The organism is Pseudomonas sp. B33.4 (assembly GCF_034555375.1).
In the GTDB taxonomy this organism is placed as follows: domain Bacteria; phylum Pseudomonadota; class Gammaproteobacteria; order Pseudomonadales; family Pseudomonadaceae; genus Aquipseudomonas.
This window is the reverse complement of record NZ_CP140706.1, coordinates 929,282-952,249: the sequence shown is the minus strand read 5'-3', so window position 1 is coordinate 952,249 and position 22,968 is coordinate 929,282. Positions and strand designations below refer to the sequence as shown.

At 58.2% G+C, this 22,968-nt stretch carries 15 protein-coding genes; 7 read left to right on the top strand and 8 right to left on the bottom strand.

Annotation, left to right across the window (positions count from 1 at the left end):
• Positions 1 to 70: 70 nt before the first annotated feature.
• A complete protein-coding gene (locus U6037_RS04045) occupies positions 71 to 1,270 on the bottom strand; it encodes an MFS transporter (protein WP_322845886.1) in 1,200 nt (399 codons plus the stop codon).
• Between the two features lie 742 nt (positions 1,271 to 2,012).
• Positions 2,013 to 3,596 (bottom strand): peptide chain release factor 3, encoded by a 1,584-nt coding sequence (locus U6037_RS04040; RefSeq protein WP_007915312.1) that lies wholly within the window; start codon positions 3,594 to 3,596, stop codon positions 2,013 to 2,015.
• 358 nt (positions 3,597 to 3,954) lie between these two features.
• Here U6037_RS04040 and U6037_RS04035 point away from each other — a divergent pair, with 358 nt between their 5' ends.
• The 5 genes from U6037_RS04035 to U6037_RS04015 all read left to right on the top strand — a co-directional run bounded on the left by U6037_RS04035 (position 3,955) and on the right by U6037_RS04015 (position 9,177).
• A complete protein-coding gene (locus tag U6037_RS04035; RefSeq protein ID WP_169844036.1) occupies positions 3,955 to 4,644 on the top strand; it encodes an ABC transporter permease in 690 nt (229 codons plus the stop codon).
• A 20-nt stretch (positions 4,645 to 4,664) separates the two neighbouring features.
• On the top strand, positions 4,665 to 5,558 hold the full coding sequence (locus U6037_RS04030; RefSeq protein ID WP_322845885.1) for a glycine betaine ABC transporter substrate-binding protein: 894 nt from the start codon (positions 4,665 to 4,667) through the stop codon (positions 5,556 to 5,558).
• Positions 5,559 to 5,570: 12 nt separating this feature from the next.
• Positions 5,571 to 6,224: an ABC transporter permease gene (locus U6037_RS04025; protein WP_123534029.1), complete on the top strand. Its 654-nt coding sequence runs from the start codon at positions 5,571 to 5,573 to the stop codon at positions 6,222 to 6,224.
• Positions 6,221 to 7,378 (top strand): betaine/proline/choline family ABC transporter ATP-binding protein, encoded by a 1,158-nt coding sequence (locus U6037_RS04020; protein ID WP_016986352.1) that lies wholly within the window; start codon positions 6,221 to 6,223, stop codon positions 7,376 to 7,378. Before U6037_RS04025 ends, U6037_RS04020 begins: the two co-directional genes overlap by 4 nt.
• Positions 7,379 to 8,013: 635 nt before the next feature.
• Complete coding sequence (locus U6037_RS04015; protein WP_016986476.1) at positions 8,014 to 9,177, top strand: type III PLP-dependent enzyme; 1,164 nt, start codon at positions 8,014 to 8,016, stop codon at positions 9,175 to 9,177.
• A 44-nt stretch (positions 9,178 to 9,221) separates the two neighbouring features.
• Here the strand turns inward: U6037_RS04015 and U6037_RS04010 are convergent, their stop codons facing one another.
• The 4 genes from U6037_RS04010 to U6037_RS03995 all read right to left on the bottom strand — a co-directional run bounded on the left by U6037_RS04010 (position 9,222) and on the right by U6037_RS03995 (position 14,025).
• Positions 9,222 to 10,100, bottom strand: a complete 879-nt coding sequence (locus U6037_RS04010) for a hypothetical protein (protein WP_322845884.1) — start codon at positions 10,098 to 10,100, stop codon at positions 9,222 to 9,224.
• A gap of 45 nt (positions 10,101 to 10,145) precedes the next feature.
• Positions 10,146 to 12,362 carry an alpha-xenorhabdolysin family binary toxin subunit A gene (locus U6037_RS04005; RefSeq protein ID WP_322845883.1) on the bottom strand — a complete coding sequence of 739 codons (2,217 nt, stop codon included), beginning with the start codon at positions 12,360 to 12,362 and terminating at the stop codon, positions 10,146 to 10,148.
• A gap of 230 nt (positions 12,363 to 12,592) precedes the next feature.
• Complete coding sequence (locus U6037_RS04000) at positions 12,593 to 13,348, bottom strand: tetratricopeptide repeat protein (RefSeq protein ID WP_322845882.1); 756 nt, start codon at positions 13,346 to 13,348, stop codon at positions 12,593 to 12,595.
• The gene (locus U6037_RS03995; RefSeq protein ID WP_322845881.1) at positions 13,345 to 14,025 is read right to left on the bottom strand and encodes a Fe2+-dependent dioxygenase; all 681 of its coding nucleotides are present in this window, start codon (positions 14,023 to 14,025) and stop codon (positions 13,345 to 13,347) included. The genes U6037_RS04000 and U6037_RS03995 overlap by 4 nt, the downstream gene beginning before the upstream one ends.
• Positions 14,026 to 14,232: 207 nt before the next feature.
• Here U6037_RS03995 and U6037_RS03990 point away from each other — a divergent pair, with 207 nt between their 5' ends.
• Together U6037_RS03990 and U6037_RS03985 are read left to right on the top strand one after the other, a co-directional pair.
• Positions 14,233 to 16,548 (top strand): TonB-dependent siderophore receptor, encoded by a 2,316-nt coding sequence (locus U6037_RS03990; RefSeq protein ID WP_322845880.1) that lies wholly within the window; start codon positions 14,233 to 14,235, stop codon positions 16,546 to 16,548.
• Between the two features lie 235 nt (positions 16,549 to 16,783).
• The gene (locus U6037_RS03985) at positions 16,784 to 19,309 is read left to right on the top strand and encodes a sulfite reductase flavoprotein subunit alpha (RefSeq protein ID WP_322847281.1); all 2,526 of its coding nucleotides are present in this window, start codon (positions 16,784 to 16,786) and stop codon (positions 19,307 to 19,309) included.
• A gap of 193 nt (positions 19,310 to 19,502) precedes the next feature.
• Here U6037_RS03985 and U6037_RS03980 read toward each other — a convergent pair whose 3' ends face one another.
• Together U6037_RS03980 and U6037_RS03975 are read right to left on the bottom strand one after the other, a co-directional pair.
• Positions 19,503 to 21,044 (bottom strand): alkaline phosphatase D family protein, encoded by a 1,542-nt coding sequence (locus U6037_RS03980; RefSeq protein ID WP_322845879.1) that lies wholly within the window; start codon positions 21,042 to 21,044, stop codon positions 19,503 to 19,505.
• Between the two features lie 184 nt (positions 21,045 to 21,228).
• On the bottom strand, positions 21,229 to 22,965 hold the full coding sequence (locus U6037_RS03975; protein WP_322845878.1) for a PTS fructose-like transporter subunit IIB: 1,737 nt from the start codon (positions 22,963 to 22,965) through the stop codon (positions 21,229 to 21,231).
• Positions 22,966 to 22,968 lie beyond the last annotated feature (3 nt).

Below are 22,968 nucleotides of genomic sequence, written 5' to 3'. Positions count from 1 at the left end.
ACGCTAACGAGCGGGCAGAAATGCCCTTCATGGAAAGACAGTTTTCGAATAATGCTCATAGCCGCAACAGCTAAGCGCCACCGAGTGATCGCGTGGCCTGCCAAGTCAACGGCATGGAAATCAACACCATCAGCGCACTCGCCAGCCACACACTGTGGCCACCGAATTGACCATATAACTGGCCACTGAGTACCGGTGACAACAGCGCACTGGCGCTCCAGCTCATAAAGAACAGGCCAAAGTACTGACCGCTTTTACCACCCTGGGCAAAGCGCATGGCCAGCACATTCAGCGGCGGCATGAAAAACGCCTCACCCAAGGTCCAGATCAGCGTCGACAGGCAGACGAACGCCAGCCCGGAACCGAATGGCAACATGCCCAGCCCGCACGCCAGCAGTAAACTCCCCGCGAGCATTTGCCGACGCATGCCCCAACGTTCGCCCCAGTGCGACAGCGGAATCTGCAGGGCGATCACCAGCAACGCATTGAGGCCGAACTGCCAACCGATCGCCTCAGTGCTCAAGTGATAGTAATCACGCAGATAATTACCCAGTGTGCTGTAGACCGTATCAAACGCGATACCGAGCACGGCGGTCGCCGCCAGCAACCAGAGGAAGGGTTTGTCGCGATACGGCACACCCGAACCACCGGCGCCGACTGTGGATGACTCTTCATTGATCAGCACCGGACGCTGCCACGTGGTGCGGACAAACCACAGCAAGGCCAGCAACGTCATCGCCGCGCTGCCGAAAAATACCCAGCGAAAATCGGTCTGCGCCAACACCCCGCCCGCCACACCGGCGGCGGCCATCCCAAGGTTGCGCGCAACCCGGCTCAACGCCTGCGCACGCGAGCGCTGCGCCACCTCGCAATATTCCATGATCAGCCGCTGATGCAGCGTGCGAATAGCCCCATCGATGGTTCCGCTGAGCAACAACAATGCAGCGAGCAACGGCACTTGCGTGACCAACCCCAGCAGCATCAGCACCCACACCGAAACAAAGAACAACGCCGCCGTCAGTCGCGCCGTGCGCACATGATCACTGAGCCAACCCCCGAGCATCGAACCGACCAGCAAACCCGCACCGTACGCCGACAACAACCAGCCAACCGTCTCGATCGCCAGCCCCAGTTCCTGACGCAGGTACAACGCCATGAACAGCTTGACCATGCTGCTCAGGCGATTGATGAACAACAGCGCCGCGAGCACCCAGGCCATTACGCCGAAATAGCCGTTCAGCCGTAGCAGGTGAGTCAGCCGACTCGTCATTCCGTTGACCTCTCAAAGCGACTTGCGTGGAGCTGGAACACTAACGGCCAGCAGGCTGGTTGTCGCGTTCAAGTGCATCGAGATCACGAAAAACCGAGTCTTCCTACAGCCATTGCGTGCGATAAACCCGTGCCGAAGATCAAAAGCCCCTCACCCTAACCCTCTCCCGGAGGGAGAGGGGACTGACCGAGGTGTTTGGGCGAGCTACGCCGACGTGAAATACCGAGTTGAACTCAGGCTTTGAAAAACACACAAATCGGCCCCCTCTCCCTCGGGAGAGGGCTGGGCGGGCGGCGTTCCGATGAGGGGCAGCAACAACGCAAATCAAAAGCCGAACACCCGCGCTCTTCACCACTCAATAGGCCGAGTGTCAGCTCGCCTGCTCTTGATCTTGATCCACGGGCGACGTCGGCAGGCTGAGTGGAGGGATTGATCCGGGGGTAGGAGCGCAGCGACCGTTTGGCGCAGCCAAACACAGCGGGAGTAGGTGCAGCGAAGCAAACCGGAGACGCTGCGCCCGGATCGATCCCGCAGCGAAGGAACCCCGAGCCCCTGCGAGCGGGCCGCACGCAGGAGCAAGCCTTTTTGGTTACTTTTTCGGCGTCTGGAAAAAGTGACCCGCCGTAAGGGCGGAACCCTAAGCCGCCATCACCCAAAAAACGGATATACACCTAAAACCAGCAGACAAAAAAAGCCCCCAAGGCCTACACCTCAGGGGCTTTCGAACAACTCAGCTCAGCGCTTAATGATGCTCACGCGTCGCCCGGAACTTCACATCCGGCCAACGCTCTTCCATCAACGCCAGGTTAACCCGCGTCGGCGCAAGGTAAGTCAGGTGACCACCACCGTCGACCGCCAGGTTTTCCACAGCCTTGTTGGAGAATTCTTCGAGCTTCTTCTTGTCGCTGCATTCAATCCAGCGCGCGGAATACACAGTGATCGGCTCGTAAGAGCACTCAACCTTGTATTCCTCCTTCAAACGGCTGGCGACCACATCAAACTGCAGCACACCCACGGCGCCCAGAATGATGTCGTTGCTGCGCTCCGGGAAAAACACCTGCGTCGCGCCCTCTTCAGCCAGTTGCTGCAGACCCTGACGCAACTGCTTGGACTTCAGCGGATCACGCAGACGCACACGACGGAACAGCTCCGGCGCAAAGTGCGGAATGCCGGTAAACCCGAGGGTTTCACCTTCACTGAAGGTATCGCCAATCTGGATCGTGCCGTGGTTGTGCAGACCGATGATGTCGCCGGCAAAGGCTTCTTCCAGCTGTTCACGCTCAGAAGAGAAGAACGTCAGGGCGTCGCCGATGCGCACGTCCTTGCCGGTGCGCACGTGGCGCATCTTCATGCCTTTTTCGTACTTGCCGGAGCAAATGCGCATGAAGGCGATGCGGTCGCGGTGTTTCGGGTCCATGTTCGCCTGGATCTTGAAGATGAAGCCCGAGAACTTCTCTTCCACCGGCTCAACGGTACGCTCGTTAGCGACACGGGCCAGCGGACGCGGCGCCCAATCAACAACGGCGTCAAGTACGTGGTCAACACCGAAGTTGCCCAGTGCCGTACCGAAGAACACCGGGGTCAGTTGACCGTCGAGGAATTCCTGCTGGTTGAATTCGTGGCAGGCGCCTTGAACCAGTTCCAGCTGCTCGATGAAACGCTCGTACTCGTCGCCCAGGTGCGCGCGCGCCTCGTCGGAGTCGAGTTTCTCGATGATCTTGGTTTCCGTGCGTTCGTGACCGTGACCGGCGGTGTAGACAATGATGTAGTCGTCAGCCAGGTGGTACACGCCCTTGAAGTCGCGGTAGCAACCGATCGGCCAGGTGATCGGCGCGGCCTTGATCTTCAGAACGGCTTCGATTTCGTCGAGCAGTTCGATCGGGTCGCGGATGTCACGGTCGAGTTTGTTGATGAAACTGACGATCGGCGTGTCACGCAGACGGCAGACGTCCATCAGCGCAATGGTCCGTGGCTCGACACCTTTACCGCCGTCGAGAACCATCAATGCCGAGTCCACCGCTGTCAGGGTGCGGTAGGTGTCTTCGGAGAAGTCTTCGTGGCCCGGGGTGTCGAGCAGGTTGATCATGTGCTCGCGATACGGGAACTGCATGACCGACGTGGTAATGGAAATACCCCGTTGTTTCTCCATCTCCATCCAGTCGGATGTCGCATGGCGATCGGATTTACGGGATTTCACCGTACCGGCCACTGCAATCGCCTTGCCCATCAACAGGAGCTTTTCGGTGATCGTGGTTTTACCGGCATCGGGGTGGGAAATAATGGCGAAAGTGCGGCGTTTCGCGACTTCGGCGGCCTGGTTGGTCATGGGAAATCGCCTGGCGGTGATTCAAAAAAGGGCCGCGATTATAGCCCAACTCGATGCAATAACCGAACCGTTGAGCACATTAAGGGTGGCCAAATGCTGCCGCAGATGGGAACCTTTTAAAGCACGGAGACGTCCATCCCCTGTTACGAAATTTCGTCAGGGGCTGAAAAATCAGCAAGTTAGCCTGACGAGGCTGCGCTCATGGCTCGCTTTCAGACCGCTTTTTGCCGGTGCTGAGGGAGCTGCTTCTCGCGAACGTTTATTCCCGGCAGCCATGTATGGCATGCCACACGGGAGGGCGTTCGCCGACTACAAAAAAAGGAGTCCGCCTGTGGCTATCCGCTATGGCAAAGGGCTGATGGGAGGTGCGGTGGTGATCGCGCTCCTGGCCCTGCTGGTCCACTGGATCGGCATCAACACGATCGAACACTACCGCGACGATTTGTTGTTTTACCTGCAAGCTCATCTGATTCTCGTCCTCGCTTCAATGCTGGCCGCCCTTGTCGTGGGCATCCCTGCCGGCATCTTTCTCAGTCGCCCGACCATGGTCGGCCGCGCTGAACGCTTCATGCAGATCTTCAATATCGGTAACACCGTGCCTCCGCTGGCCGTGCTCGCGATTGCCTTGGGCGTCCTCGGCATCGGCAGTGGCCCGGCAATCTTCGCTTTGTTCCTCGCCTCCCTGTTGCCGATTGTGCGCAACACCTACGAAGGCCTGAAAAACGTCCAGGGCTCGCTGAAAGAAGCGGCCGTCGGCATCGGCATGACCCCGCGCCAAGTGCTGTGGAAAGTCGAATTGCCCAACGCTGTGCCGATTATCGTCGGTGGCGTACGTGTCGCGCTGGCAATCAACGTCGGCACCGCGCCACTGGCGTTCCTGATCGGCGCCAACAGCCTCGGCAGCCTGATCTTCCCCGGCATCGCCCTGAACAATCAGCCGCAACTGCTGCTCGGCGCCGCGTGCACCGCACTGCTGGCCTTGCTGCTCGATGGCGTCGTCACCCTCGCCAGCCGCCTCTGGCTGGAACGCGGTTTGCGCCCGTCTTAAGGCTTTGTGAAGGAATACCTATGAAACGATTGAGCTTGATTCTGGGCTGTATCCTGCTGTTCGCAGGCGTCGCCCAAGCCGCTGAAAAACCGGTTATCCGCCTCGGCGCACGAGTATTTACCGAGCAGACCCTGCTCGCCGAAATCACCGCGCAATACCTGCGCAGCAAAGGCTACGACGCGCAGATCACCGGCGGTCTGGGCAGCAACCTTGCCCGCAGCGCCCACGAAAGCGGACAACTGGACATGCTTTGGGAATACACCGGCGTATCGCTGGTGGCTTACAACCATGTCACCGAAAAACTCGACAGCGCCCAGTCCTACGCCCGAGTGAAAGAACTCGACGCGAAAAAAGGCCTGGTCTGGCTGACCCCGTCGAAATTCAGCAACACCTACGCCCTCGCGCTGCCAAAAAAAGTTGCTGAGCAATATCCGCAGATCAACAACATCAGTCAGTTGAACGAAGTGCTGCGCGCCGAGGCCAAGACCAATCATCTGGTGGCGCTGGACACCGAGTTCGCCAACCGCTCCGACGGTCTGATCGGCATGGTCGATCTTTACGGCATGAACCTGACCCGCAAGAACATCCGCCAGATGGACGCGGGTCTGGTCTACACCGCGCTGCGCAACGGCCAGGTGTTTGCCGGTCTGGTCTACACCACCGACGGTCGCCTCAACGCCTTCGGCCTCAAGCTGCTGGAAGACGACAAGCATTACTTCCCCGACTACACCGCAGCGCCGGTGGTGCGTCAGGCCTACCTCGACGCGCATCCGCAACTGGCCAAGCAACTCAAGCCATTGGCCGAACTGTTCGATGACGAAACCATGCGCCAGCTCAATGCGCGAGTCGACGTCGATCACGAAAGCCCTTCGAAAGTCGCTGCCGATTTCCTGCGCCAGCACCCACTCAACTAAGGAGGAAAAGTCATGGAATTTCTGAACGCCTTTTCCCACCTCGACTGGCAGCAGGTGATGCACCTGACCTGGCAGCACATCACCCTCGTCGGCATTGCCGTGACCCTGGCGATTGTCGTTGGCGTGCCACTGGGCATCCTGATGACGCGTTTCCCGAGCCTCGCCGGTCCATTGCAAGCCAGCGCCACGGTGCTGCTGACCGTACCGTCGATTGCCCTGTTCGGCCTGCTGCTGCCGTTCTACTCCAAGTTCGGTCAGGGCCTTGGGCCGATGCCGGCGATCACTGCGGTGTTCCTTTATTCACTGCTGCCGATCATGCGCAACACCTACCTCGCCCTCACTGGCGTCGAACCGGGCATTCGTGAAGCCGCACGCGGCATCGGCATGACCTTCGGCCAGCGCCTGCGCATGGTCGAGTTGCCGATTGCCGTGCCGGTGATCCTCGCCGGTGTGCGCACCGCCGTGGTGATGAACATCGGCGTGATGACCATCGCCGCGACCATCGGCGCCGGCGGCCTCGGTGTGTTGATCCTCGCTTCCATCAGCCGCAGTGACATGTCGATGCTCATCGTCGGCGCGCTGCTGGTCAGTCTACTGGCCATTTTCGCTGACCTGTTTCTCCAATGGCTGCAACGCTCGTTGACTCCAAAAGGACTGCTCAAATGATCGAACTTCAAAACCTCAGCAAAACTTTCCAAAGCAACGGCAAAGACGTCAAAGCCGTGGATTCGGTGAGCCTGACCGTCAATGAAGGCGAAATCTGTGTGTTCCTCGGGCCCTCGGGTTGCGGCAAAAGCACCACGCTGAAGATGATCAACCGTCTGATCAAACCGACCTCGGGCAAGATCCTCATCAACGGCGAAGACACCACTGATCTGGACGAGGTGACCCTGCGTCGCAACATCGGTTACGTGATCCAGCAGATCGGTCTGTTCCCGAACATGACCATCGAAGAGAACATCGTCGTCGTGCCGAAACTGCTCGGCTGGGACAAACAGAAATGCCACGACCGCGCCCGCGAATTGATGAGCATGATCAAGCTGGAACCCAAGCAGTATCTGCATCGCTATCCGCGAGAGTTGTCCGGTGGTCAGCAGCAGCGTATCGGTGTGATCCGCGCGCTGGCGGCGGATGCGCCACTGCTGTTGATGGACGAACCGTTCGGCGCGGTCGACCCGATCAACCGCGAGATGATCCAGAACGAGTTCTTCGAGATGCAGCGCGCGCTGAACAAGACCGTGATCATGGTCAGCCACGACATCGACGAAGCGATCAAACTCGGCGACAAGATCGCCATCTTCCGCGCCGGCAAACTGCTGCAGATCGATCATCCGGACACGCTGCTCGCGCACCCGGCAGACGACTTTGTCAGCAGCTTTGTCGGCCAGGACAGCACGCTCAAGCGTCTGCTGCTGGTGAAAGCCGAAGATGCGGCGGACAACGCGCCATCGGTGAGCCCGGAGACGCCGGTGGCCGATGCGCTGGAGTTGATGGACGAACATGACCGTCGTTATGTCGTGGTCACATGTGCCGAGAACAAGGCGTTGGGTTACGTGCGTCGTCGTGACCTGCACCGTCAGACCGGCACGTGCGCGCAGTTCCTGCGTGAATTCAACGCGACGGCGGCGTACGACGAACATTTGCGCATCCTGTTGTCGCGCATGTACGAGTTCAATCGGGCGTGGTTGCCGGTGATGGATGCCGAGCGGGTGTTCCTCGGCGAGGTGACGCAGGAGTCGATTGCGGCTTATCTGAGCTCGGGTCGTTCGCGCGGAATGAAGACCAGTATCGTCTCGCCGGCTGAGGCGGTGGTCGCGTAAAAATACACAACCTGTGGTAGCGAGCCTGCTCGCGAAGGCGAAATGTCAGTCGGCGATGATGTCGACTGTGAAAAAGTCTTCGCGAGCAGGCTCGCTCCCACAGGATTTGCGTGATTTTTTCTTCATTCACAATGCGGAAAAGAATCTCAACACCCGCCCCTCTGAATTGCTCTCGAACCTCCTGCTCGAAACAGCCAAAATCCCCCTCAAACCCGCCTCTCGCCGCCAACGTCGCCGATGTTGCGCCCATCACACTTACCCACGACTTCGCCGACATAATCCGCGAACGTGCAGGTATTTTTAACACTTCAAAATTCTCGGGGAACATCTGCCCGTCATCTCGGTCGGCTACAAAGAGTGATGAAAGCGACGCACGTCAGAAGCGTGCAAAAACGCGACATTTTTAGTTGATCTCACGCCCCTCACGCCCTAAAGTTCGCGCCGAACGTCCATGCTGGAAACGATCCATCCGGCTCAAGTACTGACGACGAGACAGCAAGGCCAAGGGTAAAACCACCCGTGGCCTTTTTGCTTTCGGCGACATGCCTTGGGAAGTAGGCGAACCAAAGTGGGGATACGGAGGACGTTCATTTGCACCCATTGATTAACGACGTTTGCCACTAGGAGTCCCAAGTATGTCGATCCAGGTCGAAGACTATTTCGCGCGCGCTACATTCGACAAAATGAAGGCGTTCGCCGACAAACAGGAAACCCCGTTCGTGGTGATCGACACCGCGATGATCAGCCAGGCCTACGATGACCTGCGTGCCGGTTTCGAATTCGCCAAGGTCTACTACGCGGTCAAGGCCAACCCGGCCGTCGAGATCATCGACCTGCTCAAAGAGAAAGGTTCGAGCTTCGACATCGCCTCGATCTACGAGCTGGACAAGGTGATGGATCGCGGCGTCAGCGCCGACCGTATCAGCTACGGCAACACCATCAAGAAATCCAAGGACATCCGCTACTTCTACGAGAAGGGCGTGCGTCTGTTCTCCACCGACTCCGAAGCCGACCTGCGCAACATCGCCAAGGCTGCACCGGGTTCGAAAGTCTACGTGCGGATTCTTACCGAAGGCTCGACCACGGCTGACTGGCCACTGTCGCGCAAATTCGGCTGCCAGACCGACATGGCCATGGACCTGCTGATCCTCGCTCGCGATCTCGGTCTGGTGCCTTACGGCATCTCCTTCCACGTCGGTTCGCAACAGCGCGACATCAGCGTCTGGGACGCGGCGATCGCCAAGGTCAAAGTGATCTTCGAGCGTTTGAAAGAAGAAGACGGCATCCATCTGAAGCTGATCAACATGGGCGGTGGCTTCCCGGCCAACTACATCACCCGCACCAACAGCCTCGAAACCTACGCTGAAGAAATCATCCGCTTCCTGAAGGAAGATTTCGGTGATGACCTGCCGGAAATCATTCTCGAGCCGGGCCGTTCGTTGATTGCCAACGCCGGTATTCTGGTCAGCGAAGTGGTATTGGTTGCACGCAAGTCGCGCACTGCCGTCGAGCGCTGGGTGTACACCGACGTGGGCAAGTTCTCCGGCCTGATCGAAACCATGGACGAAGCGATCAAGTTCCCGATCTGGACCGAGAAAAAAGGCGAGATGGAAGAAGTGGTCATCGCCGGCCCGACTTGCGACAGCGCCGACATCATGTACGAGAACTACAAGTACGGTCTGCCGCTGAACCTGGCGATCGGTGATCGTCTGTACTGGCTGTCGACCGGTGCGTACACCACCAGCTACAGCGCGGTCGAGTTCAATGGCTTTCCGCCGTTGAAGTCGTTTTACGTGTAAGCACTGCTTGAAATCAAAAGGCCCATGCATGCATGGGCCTTTTTTTATTTGCGCAACCATGTCTCAAGGTGATCGACCATCGCCATGAACTCGTCGGCCCCTTCTTGCGTGGCCGCCAACTGGAAATTCAACTCTCTGAGTGTCGACACGCGCTGGGCTTTCAACAGTTCATTGATCGCAGTGTTTATGCGCAATAACGTCTCCTCGAGAAACACGCTGATTTGCGCATTCACAGAAGCCAACCCTGCAAACAACCGAGCAATATCAGCCTTGTACTCTGCGGCGCGGATGGCTGCATTCCCTGAGGAATAAACGACGTCCCAAACCGGTGCTGTGCGGGTCTCGCGGAACAATTCCTGGGCAACTGTCGGCTGGGCATGGCATTGGCAAGAGCGATGGTCCATTGCCCTGACAAACACGGCGTGCAATCCGAACGACTCGTTATGCACCTCTGCGATGGTGTATTTCAGTTGTTGGATCACCGCCCTAAGTGAATAAAACCGCAACGTCAACTCGTGAATCAGCCCCCGTACGTCAGTGGCTGGAAACAACTTCCAGGTTGGCGATGCGGACAGGCTGTACAACTTGAAATCCACTCGATCGAGAAGTTCGCTCCTCGAACTACTTTTGCCGATGTCGCGGGTTTCGTTGGTAAACACAGTGAGATCCGTGACATAAGCCTTGCATAAGTCTCGGGCCTCCTCAGTACGCCCCCAGAACTCTTGCAGATAGCGTTGATTGAATCGAGCGTTGATCAAACGCGAGTCACTGGCTAACACGGCGGGGACATGACCGCTGGCCCGGCAGCGTTCAAATACCACGGCAATATTGTTAAACGTCGGCACTAGAGACCCGAGATACGCCGTGTAACGATCAAGCACCCGCCGCTGCGCGGCGGAAAATTCATAGGCAAGTGTATTCATGACTATTCAAAAGGCGATGGGCGCACAGCCCACCGCCCCGACTCCTTACTGTTGAACGGCTTTCAGATACTTGACCACGTCGGTAATCCGGGCAATCGCGTCGGTTGCACGGTCTTCTACCGGCTGAACCTTGTCCTGCTTGAAATCCCGACAGAACGATTCAAAACCGGCGACCAGATTCGAAAATTCATTCACATAACTCCAACGCCCGTCATCCAGTTGATCGAGAACCTCGACCAGTTGAATTTTGCCCTCGGTCTGGGCGATGTCGTTGGCGTATTTTTTGACCTGCGCTCGCAAGTCAGCTGCCTTGTCCCTGAGTTTGTTGTAGCCCGCCAGCATGTTCAGGAAAGAAATCGATTCACCAATACCGGCGACGATTTTTTTCAGCGTATCGACGGCCAGCAGTGCGACCGCAACCTGTGGTGGCGCCATCCCCAAGGCTTTGAGACTGTCCAGGGATAACTGCGTTTCCTTGCCGATCTTCTCCACGCCAGCCTTGGCTATCAAGTCGATGCCTTCGGCCACCGATTTCATTTCCGCTTCCAGAGCGATGACTTTCTCCTCGGTTTTTACTTTCAGCGCTTGCGTGATGTCCTGGTCTTGTTGCAGCGCCACAATCCATTCCTGCGAAGCGGCCCGGTCATAGGCCGTGCTCAAACCATTGCGGGTAGTTTTCAGATCTTCAAAGCGTTCGAAGATTTTTTTGGAGAGGCTCTTAAGCTCGGCTTCCATATCTTCACGGACTTCGTCTGCATCTTCCGGATACGCAAGTTCAGCCTGAAAGCCCTTCAGCTTGGTCTGCGCGCGTTCCATAGCGATAACATCGTTCTGAGATTGATTACGGATATCAAAACCGGTTTTCTGGATGGCATCGGCCAGTTCTTTCATGGTACGGACGGTGCCCGGCAAATAGTTGAACTGCTCAAACAACATTTGCGCTGTAACATTACGTTCCTGAACCGCAAGAGCATGCTCTCGAAGCGCAGCAACATCTAAATCGGGGTAGGTCTTAGTGTTATACGGCGATAGCATTAGTGTCTTGCTCCTGAATACCGAAAAGCTGTTTCCATACTCTTTATCCGCTGCAGCGAAAACGCCCAGCAATTGATCAGAACTCGCTTTAATCTGTTCCCACGGATCAATAATAGCGAGAATCTGGTTTTTGAACCGTCGCAAGGACGTTACTTCCACGAGCAAGTCAGCCTCTTTGACAGAAGCACTGACATAAGTGCTTAGTGCGTTCCATACCAGCATCAGGTTTTGCGTGGCGACTTCTGCTTCGATTGTTACGTAGCTTAGGTTCTGCAAGTCGTCGCGTACTTTGTTCAACGAACTCAGTGTTTGACTCTTACTGGCCATTTTCTGGTTGGCCGATTGTTGTTGTTCTTTAAGTACATTTCGCTCTTTGCGGATCTTTTCAGCTTTCACGCCCTGATAGATACCCAGAATCAAGCCACCGATGTTCAAGGTCGCTGCAGATTTGATTGCTTCCTGAACCAGTTGGTCATACTGCTTGTTGAGTTCATCGATCTCTTTCGAGCGCTGGTCAATCTCACCCTGGAGGACCTGAATGTCAGCCTGGTAGGTATTCCTCGACACAAACTCCAGGCGCAGCTTGATCTCCGGTAATACCTTTTCGCGCATATCAATGCCAAAGCTGTCCAGTTGCGCCCGCACCCGTTCGGCTTTTTCATGGCACTGTCTGACCTTGCCGAGCATGTCGTTAAGGTAGGCCTTGATCTCCGGAACATCGCCAGCCGGCAACGCAAGATCAGGAAGATTGGGGATCTGTCGCTTGAGTTCCAGATATTGTTCCGGCGTGTTGATATCGTGTTCTTCCAGATACCTCGAAGCTTTCAGATCCTCGTAAATCTCGACGATGCCTTTGCCTGTACGGATGATGCTGCCGGCGAAAATCTTCAGGTCGGTTCCGGTGAGCATGACTTGCTCGCGTAACGGCGACCAGCGTTTGGCGTGATCATACGTCGTGGTAAAGGTGCGCAGAAAATCTGCGGGCTTGAGGCCTACGCCACCGGTATCACCGGCACCGTAATTCAAATAAGCAATAACGTCTTGCAATCTAACGGGCAGAGACAGCCCTAAAACTTCATACTTCCTTAAGCTGACGATCTGCTCTTTGGTTAATTGAATACCGGTATCCCGATTGTATTCTTCACCATCGCCCATAGAGGCATTAATAAATGCTTTAGGTGCCTTGGCGGCAGCCTCGAAAATTTTGCTGTCAGTTCTGGATTCCATAAAAGACTCCTTGTCTTAGTTGGAGGATTAATTTGTCAAACAGGCAGCGAAGCGGACACTTGACTAACACCACTTATCGCCAACCCGAAACAAACCTTAGAGCACCAGAATAACAACCAACAAGCGTCAATATATTAAAAATCAAGACAACAAAGAATAAAATCACTCATCGTCAAGATAACTTAGACAATCAGCCAAACTTTCAGCTCACTAACAACCCCAATAAACCCCTACTCGCCAACCCGCTCATTCAGGCGTAATAAATATTCGTCCGCCAGTGCACGGATCTGTGAGTGCTGAGCCTTCATCAATGATTTACTGGCGACCCGCAGAAAGTTCACATTGCCCCCGACCAACGCCTTGCGCAGCCAGTCGAGCGCCTCTTCGACAAGCCCCTCATCCGCCAGCACCGCTGCAAAACTGAACTGCCCGCGAAAATCACCACCCTCAGCCGAGCGCCGATACCAGTCGCGAGCCGCGGCCGCATCCACCGGGCATGCCTGCCCTTCTTCCAGGTACCGCCCAAGCAGGTTCATCGATTTCATATGTCCCCGCTCGGCAGCGCATCGATACAGCACCAACGCCTGCGAATGATCCACCGCGACACCCCGCCCGGTGGCCAGCAGATTGGCAAGGTTGTACATCGCCCAATCCAGTCCGGCATCCGCTGCGATTCGATAATGCTGCGCGGCAACCGACGCATCCGCAGCCACCCCCCAACCATGCTCATGACAACGCCCGAGCATGTTGCGCGCCATCAGATGCCCGCGTCCGGCCGCGATGCCGAACCAGCGCAGCGCCAGCGCTTGATCCTGTGCGATTCCCTGGCCATCCAGCAGGATCTGGCCTAGCAGCGCCTGCGCTTCAACCTCGCCCTGACCCGCCGCGAGCAAAATCGCCTGCGCGGCACGTGCCGGGCTCTCTTCGAGCATGGCGCTGAGTTGCGCGCCGCTGAGAACCTCCTCGCGACGTATCTGAAAAGTCATACCTCGACCCAGCGCCGCAGCAGGTTGTGATAGGTGCCGGTGAGGCGAATCAGCGACGGATGATCAGGCATGTCCTGAGTGAGCTGCTGGATCGCCCCGTCCATCTCGAACAGCAGCGCGCGCTGGCTATCTTCGCGCACCAGGCTTTGCGTCCAGAAGAACGACGCATAACGTGCGCCGCGAGTGACTGCGCTGACCTTGTGCAGGCTGGTGCCGGGGTACAAGACCATGTCGCCGGCCGGCAACTTCACCCGTTGCGTGCCGTAGGTGTCCTGGATTTCCAGTTCGCCGCCGTCGTAATCTTCAGGCTCGCTGAAGAACAGCGTGGCCGACAGATCCGTACGCACGCGCTCAATGCTGCCCTTGGGCTGGCGCACGGCGTTGTCGATGTGGAAATCGAAGCTGCCACCGGCCGTATAACAGTTCACCAACGGCGGGAAGACTTTGTGCGGCAGTGCGGCGGACATGAACAGCGGGTTTTTCCACAACCGTTCCAGCATTGCCGCACCAACTTCCTTGGCCAGCGGATGGCCTTCAGGCAGTTGCAGATTGTGCTTGGCCTTGGCGGATTGGAAGCCTGCGGTGATCTTGCCATCGGCCCAGTCAGCCTGCTCCAGCGCCTCGCGGATGCGCTGCACTTCTTCTTTCGCGAACAGTGCGGGGATGTGCAGCAGCATGGCGATGTCACCTGATGGCAAAGAGGCGGCAATGGTATTGATTCTTATTGGCTGTGTAAAACCCGGGGGACGAATGAACTGGCAAAAACCGTAAGGTTAAATTGTAAAGAATGTAAATTCAGTGCGAATAACAATGTTTCGCAATTGATACGAATACCTGTTTACCCTATATTCCGCCGCCTCAAATCCTTGGGGAGGGGAATAAAAATGGCACGTCAACACGCACAATTACCGGTCAGTTCACCACGTCTGCTCGCCTCTGCAATCGGCGTAGCAATTACCGCCGGCTCCGCTGGCCAGATGGTGTTCGCTGCCGAAAAAACCGACAGCAAAGCCGCCGGCAATGCCATCGCCCTGGACGCCACCGCCATCACCGGCGAAGCGCAGGACTCGACGTCCTACCAGGTCGAAAAAGCCTCCTCGCCCAAGTACACCGCGCCGCTGGTCGACACGCCGCGCTCGGTCACCGTTATTCCGCAACAAGTGCTCAAAGACACCGGCGCCCTGAACATGCAGGACGCGCTGCGCACCGTGCCGGGCATTACCTTCGGCGCCGGTGAAGGCGGCAACCCACAGGGCGATCGTCCGTTCATTCGCGGCTTCGACGCGCAGGGCGACACCTACCTCGACGGCGTGCGCGACACCGGCTCGCAAAGCCGCGAGATCTTCGCCGTGGAAAACATTGAAGTCAGCAAGGGACCGAACTCCGCCATTGGCGGTCGCGGTGCAGCGGGCGGCAGCATCAATCTGGTGAGCAAGAAAGCCCACTTGGGCAACTCGTTCGACGGTGGTTTCACCTGGGGTTCCGACCAGACCCAGCGCTACACCCTTGACGGCAACTACCAGTTCAGCGACACCGCTGCTGGCCGTCTGAACCTGATGAGCCACGAGAGCAACGTCGCCGGTCGCGACAAGGTCGATTACGACCGTTGGGGTATCGCACCGTCCCTGGCGTTTGGCCTGGGCACCGACACCCGCGTCAACCTCGATTACTACCATCTCGAAAGCAACGACACCCCGGATTCGGGCGTGCCGTACACCATTCCGGCCGGTGGCTCCGCTGCACGCACCAAGTCCAACCCGGACAAGCCTTACGCCGGCGGTGACCACAGCAATTTCTACGGCCTGGATCGCGACTTCCGCAAGGGCCGCACTGACACCGCGACCTTCGCCATCGAGCACGACCTGAGCGACTCGCTGACGATCAAGAACACCCTGCGCCACGGCACCAGCATGCAGGATTACATCCTCACCCAGCCGGACGACAGCAAAGGCAACGTCAACAACGGCACGGTCTGGCGTCGGGCGAATACTCGGGTGAGCAACACCGAGACCACCACCAACCAGACTGATCTGTTCGGCAACTTCTACGTCGCCGGCTTCAAGAACAGTTTCTCCACTGGCGTTGAATACACCCGTGAGGAAAGCCAGAAGTCTTCGTATAACGTCAACACTGACACCACGCCGCGCACCAGCGCCGTGACCACCAACTGCAACCCGGGTCTGATCGGCGCAGCCAGTGGCTACAACTGCACCTCGCTGTCGAACCCGAACGCCAACGACCCGTGGAACGGCGCGATCTCGCGTAACTACGCCGGCACCGACACCCAGTCCGATACTTACGCACTGTATGTATTCGACACCCTGGAGTTGTCCGAGCAATGGCTGGTGAACATGGGGCTGCGTTACGACCACTTTGAAACCGGCTACAAGTCCTACAACAACGCTGGCACCACCACCTCCAAGGGTAGTGACACCAGCGAGTTCGTCACCGGTCAGTTTGGTGTCGTCTACAAGCCAGCAGAGAACGGCAGCATTTATGCCTCCTACGCGACCTCGGCAACACCGCCGGGCAACACGCTGGGTGAAGGTCAGGAAGGCAACCCATTGGGCGGCACGGCAGATCGCACTGGCAACCTGCTGAGCAGCGACATGGAGCCGGAAACCACCAAGAACTATGAAATCGGTACCAAGTGGGATCTGCTCAATGATCGCCTGTCGCTGACCGCTGACATCTTCCGCACCGAGAAAGAAAACGCCCGTGTGCAAGTTGACACCACCTCGTACGAAAACGCCGGCAAGACCCGCGTGCAAGGTATCGAGCTGTCGGCCAGCGGCAAGATCACCGACAAGTGGCAGGTGTTTGCCGGTTACGCCTTCATGGACAGCGAACAAGTTGATGGCGGTCCACTGGGCCGGGCCAACGATGGCAACGAATTGCCGAACACGCCGAAGAACAGCGCCAGCCTGTGGACCACTTACCAGGTCACGCCGAAGCTGACGATCGGTGGCGGTGCGTTCTACGTCGACGACGTTTACGGCAGCGTGGCCAACACCACCATGGTCGACTCGTATGTTCGCTACGACGCAATGGCCGCTTACAAGCTGACCAAGAACATCGACCTGCAACTCAACGTGCAGAACCTGACCAACGAAACCTATTACGACAAAGCCTTTTCGACCCACTTCGCCAACCAGGCGGCGGGCCGTACGGCACTGTTGAGCACCAACTTCCACTTCTAAGCAAGGTGGAACCTGTGGGAGCGAGCTTGCTCGCGAAAGCGCTGGGTCAGTCAGCCTTCATGTCACTGACAGATTGCATTCGCGAGCAAGCTCGCTCCCACAGGTGATGTGATCAAAAGGCTTGGCCCCGTTCATTCAATTGAACGGGGCTTTTGTGCGTAAGAAAGAACGCTTCTCGATAACCCACGGCATAATGCGCGCCGTGAAGACAATTTCCGAATGGACGGCGAGTGACGTGTTGAAGAAAACCCTGTTCCAGTTGCACTGGTTTTTTGGCATCACCGCAGGCCTGGTGCTGGCGTTGATGGGCATCACCGGCGCGGCCTATTCGTTTCAGGACGAAATCCTGCGGGCCATGAATCCCTCCGTTCTGCAGGTGGAAAAACAAGTCGCCGGCGTCCTGCCACCCGTTGAACTGGTCGAGCGCATCGAAGCCACGTCCGGCAAAAAGGTCTCAATGCTTTGGGTCGAAACCGACAGCGGCAACGCCGCGAAAGTGTTCTTCACCCCGTCCAAGGGTGAACGTCGCGGTGAGATGCGCTACTTCGATCCGTACACCGCCGAATTCATGGGCGACGCGGTCGGCCAGGATTTCTTCGGTCTGATGCTGCAACTGCACCGTTTCCTCGCCATGGGTGATACCGGGCGCAACATCACCGGCGCTTGTACGCTGATCCTGCTGTTTTTCTGCCTCTCCGGCCTGTACCTGCGCTGGCCGCGTCAGTGGCACAGCTGGCGCGTATGGCTGACGCTGGACTGGAAGAAAAAAGGTCGCGCCTTCAACTGGGATCTGCACTCGGTGGCCGGCACCTGGTGCCTGCTGGTCTATCTGCTGCTGGCGTTGACCGGATTGTCCTGGTCGTATGAGTGGTACAACAAAGGCCTGACCAAGCTGCTTTCCGACGCGCCGCAAAACGAGCGCGTACGCAATCGCGGTCCGGCACCGGAAGGCCCGGCACCGACCGCCGATTACGCGGCGATGTGGAGCAGCATCTACAGCGCTGCCGGCCCGGGTCTGTCTGCCTACAACATTCGTATGCCTCCTGTGGCCGGTCAACCGGCGACGATGTTCTACCTGCTCGACAGTTCGCCGCACGATCGCGCCCTGAACCAGATCACCCTCGATCCGGCCACCGGCGTGGTCAAACGCGTCGACCGCTACGCTGACAAGAGCTTCAAGGCGCAACTGCTGACCAGTATTTATGCGCTGCACGTCGGCAGTTACTTCGGTCTGGTCGGGCGGATCATCATCACTCTAGCTGCGGTGTGCATGCCGCTGTTTTTCATCACTGGCTGGCTGCTGTACCTCGACCGTCGGCGCAAGAAAAAGCAGATCAAGGACACACGCAAAGGCCTCGAACAACCGGCCGGCAATGCGTCGGCATGGCTGATCGGTTTCGCCAGCCAGAGCGGGTTTGCCGAGCAACTGGCGTGGCAGACCGCCGGGCAATTGCAGGCCGCCGGATTGCCGGTGAAAGTGCAGCCGCTGGCGAATGTCAGCGAGCAGGATTTGCGTGAATCGAACAACGCACTGTTTGTGGTGAGCACGTTTGGCGACGGCGAAGCGCCGGACAGCGCGCGCGGATTCGAGCGCAAAGTGCTGGGCAAAGCGGCAACGCTCCACAGTCTGAATTACTCGGTGCTCGGTCTCGGCGATCGTCAATATCAGCACTTCTGTGGTTTCGCCAAACGTCTTCATCAATGGTTGGGCGAACATGGCGGCAAGACGTTGTTCGCGCCAGTGGAAGTCGACAGCGGCGATCCGTATGCCCTGCGCCATTGGCAAACCCAACTGGGTCTGCTCACCGGGCAGGCACCGGTCGATACATGGCAGGCGCCGAGCTACGACAACTGGACGCTGACCCGCCGCGAACTGATGAACCCGGACAGCAGCGGTGCGCCGGTTTACTTGTTGGGCCTGAGCGCGCCGAACACCAGCAGTTGGCTGGCCGGTGATCTGGTCGAAGTCCTGCCGCGCAACTGCCCGTGGGCGATCGAACATTTCCTTGATGGCCTCGGTATTCGTGGCGAGACCACAGTGAAAATCAACGGCCTCGACGAGCCGCTGGAAGTCGCACTGGCTTCGCGTCAATTACCTGAGCACCGCGCACATCTGGTCGGGCTACACGCACAGTCGCTGGTCGACGCGATGGTGCCGTTGGCCATGCGCGAATACTCGATCGCTTCGATTGCCGCCGACGGTGTGCTGGAGTTGATCGTACGTCAGGAACAGCATGCCGATGGCAGCCTCGGCATCGGTTCCGGCTGGCTGACCGAGCACGCGCCGGTGGGCGGTAGCATCAGCCTTCGGGTGCGGCGCAACAGTGGTTTCCATCTGCCGAACGAGCCGCTGCCGATGATTCTGCTGGGCAACGGCACCGGTCTGGCCGGGTTGCGCAGCTTGCTGAAAGCGCGGATTGCCGATGGTCAGCAGCGCCAGTGGTTGCTGTTTGGCGAGCGCAACCGTGAACACGATTTCCTCTGCCGCGCGGAGCTGGAAGAGTGGTTGATCAATGGTGATCTGGAGCGGCTGGATCTGGCGTTTTCGCGGGATCAGGAGGAGAAGGTTTATGTGCAGGATCGTTTGCGTGAGTCGGCTGCAGAGTTGAAGAAATGGCTGGCGGAGGGGGCGGTGATTTATGTCTGTGGCAGCTTGCAGGGGATGGCGTCAGGCGTGGATCAAGTGCTTAACGACATTCTCGGTGCCGCTGAAGTCGAACGCCTGATTGAGCAGGGCCGCTATCGGCGTGATGTCTATTAAGAGCCCCTCACCCTAGCCCTCTCCCAGAGGGAGAGGGGACTGATTGGGGGATGCTTGAGAAGTACGCCAACCTGCGACGGCTTTACCGAATCCATAATCAACTCGGTCTTTCAGGTCGATGTATGACGCAAGACAACTCGGTCAGCCCCCTCTCCCTCCGGGAGAGGGCTGGGGTGAGGGTAGATTTTGATCTTTAGACAGGCTGCAGTTTCTGTTCAAAAACCGCCACCCCATTCAAATCCCGCAACACCACACTCATCTCCCCACTCCCCCCTTCAATATTCACTTCGCCAAAAAACTGAAACCCGGCAAACGGCGAAGTGTTCTGCGCCGGCGGCGCCTTCTCGAACACCACCTCAGGGCCAAAAGTTTTATCCAGCGGATTAGGCCCAAAGCTCCCGGCATTCAACGGCCCGGCGACAAACTCCCAGAACGGATCGAAATCCTGAAAGGCCGCCCGATCCGGGTGATAGTGATGCGCCGCGCAGTAATGCACATCCGCCGTCAGGAAGACGAAATTGCGCACTTTCTGCGCGCGCAAGAATCCGAGCAATTCGGCGATTTCCAGCTCGCGCCCCTGCGCCGGTCCCGGATCACCGTTAGCCACCGCTTCCCAGCGCGCGACACCCGGGCTGACCTCGCCATCGGGCACGCCAAGGCCAATCGGCATGTCGGCGGCGATGACCCTCCACTGGGCCTTGGATTTCTTCAAGCCACGCTTGAGCCAGTCCAGCTGCTCACGCCCCAGAAACGCTTTCGCCGCGCCGAGGTTGTCGTCATTGGCGCCGCGATAACTGCGCATGTCGAGCACGAAGACATCGAGCATCGGCCCGTAACTGATCTTGCGATAAATCCGTCCGCCGCCGTCGGCAGCCTGCAATCGCATTGGCGAATATTCCAGCCACGCCTTACGCGCGCGCCCGACCAGGGTGTGGATATCTTTTTCCTGATAGCGCTCGTCGAGCTGTTTGCCCGGCGACCAGTTGTTGACCACTTCATGGTCGTCCCACTGCCAGATCTGCGGCACCTCGGCGTTGAAGCGGCGGATGTTTTCGTCCATCAGGTTATAGCGGTAGTTGCCGCGATAGTCGTCGAGGGTCTGCGCGACTTTGCTCTTCGCTTCGGTGGTGAGGTTGCGCCAGATGCGACCGTTTTCCGTGGTGAGTTGCGCGGGCACGGGGCCGTCGGCGTAGATGGTGTCGCCGCTGTGGATAAAGAAGTCCGGCAAGCGCAGGCGCATGGCTTCGTAGATGCGCATGCCGCCGATGTCCGGGTTGATGCCGAAGCCCTGGCCGACGGTGTCGCCGCTCCAGACGAAACGAATATTGCGCCGCGCCGTCGGAGCGCTGCGCAGGTGACCCAACCACGGTTCGCTGGCGACGCCGCTGCGGGCGTCCTTGAAATACACGCGATAGAAAATTGCCTGATCGGCGGGCAGCCCGGTGAGTTCAACGCGGGCGGTGAAGTCGCTGCGGGCATCGGCCAGCGCCGAGACCAGCCGACGCGGGTTACGAAACTGGCTGCGGGTGTCCCACTCGACCACCATATGCGCCGGGCGATCGCTGCGGCTCCAGATCATCGCGCGGTCGCCTTGCAGGTCGCCGGACTGCACGCCATCGGTCAGTTGCGGGCGGTCCTTGACCGAGGCAATCACCGCCGGCGCCAGGCTTGGCATCAGTAGACCGGCGCCGACGACTTGCATGACACGCCGGCGACCGGGGTTGAAATCGCTCATGGTGTTCTCCCTGAAAAAAGGAAAACTTAAGCACGCGATCATGACCCGGAAATGACACCAGACACACCACACAACCAATGTGGGAGCGAGCTTGCTCGCGAATGCGTCCTATCAGTCGAAATCTTATTCGCTGACACACCGCTTTCGCGAGCAAGCTCGCTCCCACAGGGCTTTGTAGGGCCAGTTAAGCCTTCGCCGGTTCCAGCGCCAGCTCAACGGCTTCGGGCCGCTTGACCGTCGCATAGACCACAGCAGTCAACAAACTCCCCGCCACAATCGCCAGCAAATACAGCAACGCATGGTTGATCGTGTTGGGAATGACCATCACGAACAAACCGCCATGCGGCGACATCAGTTTGCAGCTGAAATACATCGACAATGCGCCGGCCAGCGCGCCACCGAGAATGCTCGCAGGGATCACCCGCAGCGGATCTTTCGCAGCAAACGGAATCGCTCCTTCGGAAATGAAACACATGCCCAATACCAACGCCGCCTTACCCGCCTCGCGCTCAGTCTGGGCGAATTTGCGTCGAGCGAGGAAAGTGGCGATGCCCATACCGATTGGCGGCACCATGCCGGCAGCCATGACGGCGGCAATCGGTGCATAGCTGGCATTGGCCGACGTCATCAGGCCGACTGAAAACGCATAGGCCGCTTTATTGATCGGCCCACCGAGGTCAACGCACATCATCGCGCCGAGTACCACGCCCAACAGCACGGCGTTGGCGGTGCCCATGTCTTTGAGGAACGTGGTCATGCTGGCGAGCACGCCTGCAACAGGCTGCCCCACCACATAGATCATGATCAAGCCGACAACCAGACTGGCCAGCAACGGGATGAGCAGAATCGGCTTCAACGCATCAAACGATTGCGGCAGACGCAGCCAGCGACTGATCGCGGCGGCGCTGTAACCGGCGAGGAAACCGGCGATGATGCCGCCGATGAAGCCCGCGCCCAATGTGCTCGCCAGAACACCGCCGATCATGCCGGGCGCGATGCCTGGTCGATCGGCAATCGAATAGGCAATGTAACCGGCCAGCAACGGCACCATCAGAGTGAATGCCGCATCGCCGATTTGCTTGAGCGCAGCCGGCAACGTTCCCGGCTGCTCGAAAGCATTGATGCCGAATGCGAACGACAGCGCGATCATCAAACCGCCCGCCACCACCATCGGCAGCATGAAAGACACACCGGTCAGCAGATGTTTGTAGACCCCGGTCTTCTCTGACCTGGTCGCAGGTTTTCCGTCACTGGCAGCGCTTTCCACCTTGCCTTCCGCCAGCGCTTTTTTCAGCGTGGCTTCGGACTGTTTCAACGCAATGCCAGTGCCGCAACGATAGATTTTCTTGCCGGCGAATCGCTCGGTCGCGACTTCGATATCCGCCGCCAGCAACACCACATCAGCTTCGGCAATCGCCGCTGCGCTCAACGGAGTTTTCGCGCCCACCGAACCTTGGGTTTCGACCTGCAGTTCGTAGCCCAGACGCTTGGCGGTCTGCTGCAAGGCTTCGGCAGCCATGAAGGTGTGAGCGACACCGGTCGGGCATGCGGTGATGGCAACGATGCGTGGCGCACGCGCTGCATCGGCAACCGGCGCAGCCGCGCTGGCGACGTAAACCTCAGCCTCTTCAGCACCACGACGCAGCACCGCTTCAACATCCTGCAGCGCCTGCGCCGGGGCAATCTGAAAGACCCGTTTACCGACAAAACGCGTCATGTCGACCGCGCCTGTCGCAACCAGCAAAACCCACTCGGCCGCTGCAATGGTCGCCGCCGACAACTCGCGTTCCGGGTGCGCCGCATCGACCACTTCCACGCTGGTGCTCCAGCCCTGACGCTGCGCCGCCGCATCGAGCAAACGCGCGCACAGCACACTGGTGACCATGCCGTTCGGGCAAGCCGTAACAATGGCTAATTTCATGAC

What these genes read in the sequence shown, in the direction of transcription:
- U6037_RS03990 (WP_322845880.1), top strand. Translation starts at nt 14,233, where the DNA reads ATGGCACGTCAACACGCACAATTACCGGTCAGTTCACCACGTCTGCTC.
- U6037_RS04010 (WP_322845884.1), bottom strand. Translation starts at nt 10,100, where the DNA reads ATGAATACACTTGCCTATGAATTTTCCGCCGCGCAGCGGCGGGTGCTT.
- U6037_RS04015 (WP_016986476.1), top strand. Translation starts at nt 8,014, where the DNA reads ATGTCGATCCAGGTCGAAGACTATTTCGCGCGCGCTACATTCGACAAA.
- U6037_RS04035 (WP_169844036.1), top strand. Translation starts at nt 3,955, where the DNA reads ATGGGAGGTGCGGTGGTGATCGCGCTCCTGGCCCTGCTGGTCCACTGG.
- U6037_RS04000 (WP_322845882.1), bottom strand. Translation starts at nt 13,348, where the DNA reads ATGACTTTTCAGATACGTCGCGAGGAGGTTCTCAGCGGCGCGCAACTC.
- U6037_RS04025 (WP_123534029.1), top strand. Translation starts at nt 5,571, where the DNA reads ATGGAATTTCTGAACGCCTTTTCCCACCTCGACTGGCAGCAGGTGATG.
- U6037_RS04040 (WP_007915312.1), bottom strand. Translation starts at nt 3,596, where the DNA reads ATGACCAACCAGGCCGCCGAAGTCGCGAAACGCCGCACTTTCGCCATT.
- U6037_RS03980 (WP_322845879.1), bottom strand. Translation starts at nt 21,044, where the DNA reads ATGAGCGATTTCAACCCCGGTCGCCGGCGTGTCATGCAAGTCGTCGGC.
- U6037_RS04020 (WP_016986352.1), top strand. Translation starts at nt 6,221, where the DNA reads ATGATCGAACTTCAAAACCTCAGCAAAACTTTCCAAAGCAACGGCAAA.
- U6037_RS03975 (WP_322845878.1), bottom strand. Translation starts at nt 22,965, where the DNA reads ATGAAATTAGCCATTGTTACGGCTTGCCCGAACGGCATGGTCACCAGT.
- U6037_RS04005 (WP_322845883.1), bottom strand. Translation starts at nt 12,362, where the DNA reads ATGGAATCCAGAACTGACAGCAAAATTTTCGAGGCTGCCGCCAAGGCA.
- U6037_RS04045 (WP_322845886.1), bottom strand. Translation starts at nt 1,270, where the DNA reads ATGACGAGTCGGCTGACTCACCTGCTACGGCTGAACGGCTATTTCGGC.
- U6037_RS04030 (WP_322845885.1), top strand. Translation starts at nt 4,665, where the DNA reads ATGAAACGATTGAGCTTGATTCTGGGCTGTATCCTGCTGTTCGCAGGC.
- U6037_RS03995 (WP_322845881.1), bottom strand. Translation starts at nt 14,025, where the DNA reads ATGCTGCTGCACATCCCCGCACTGTTCGCGAAAGAAGAAGTGCAGCGC.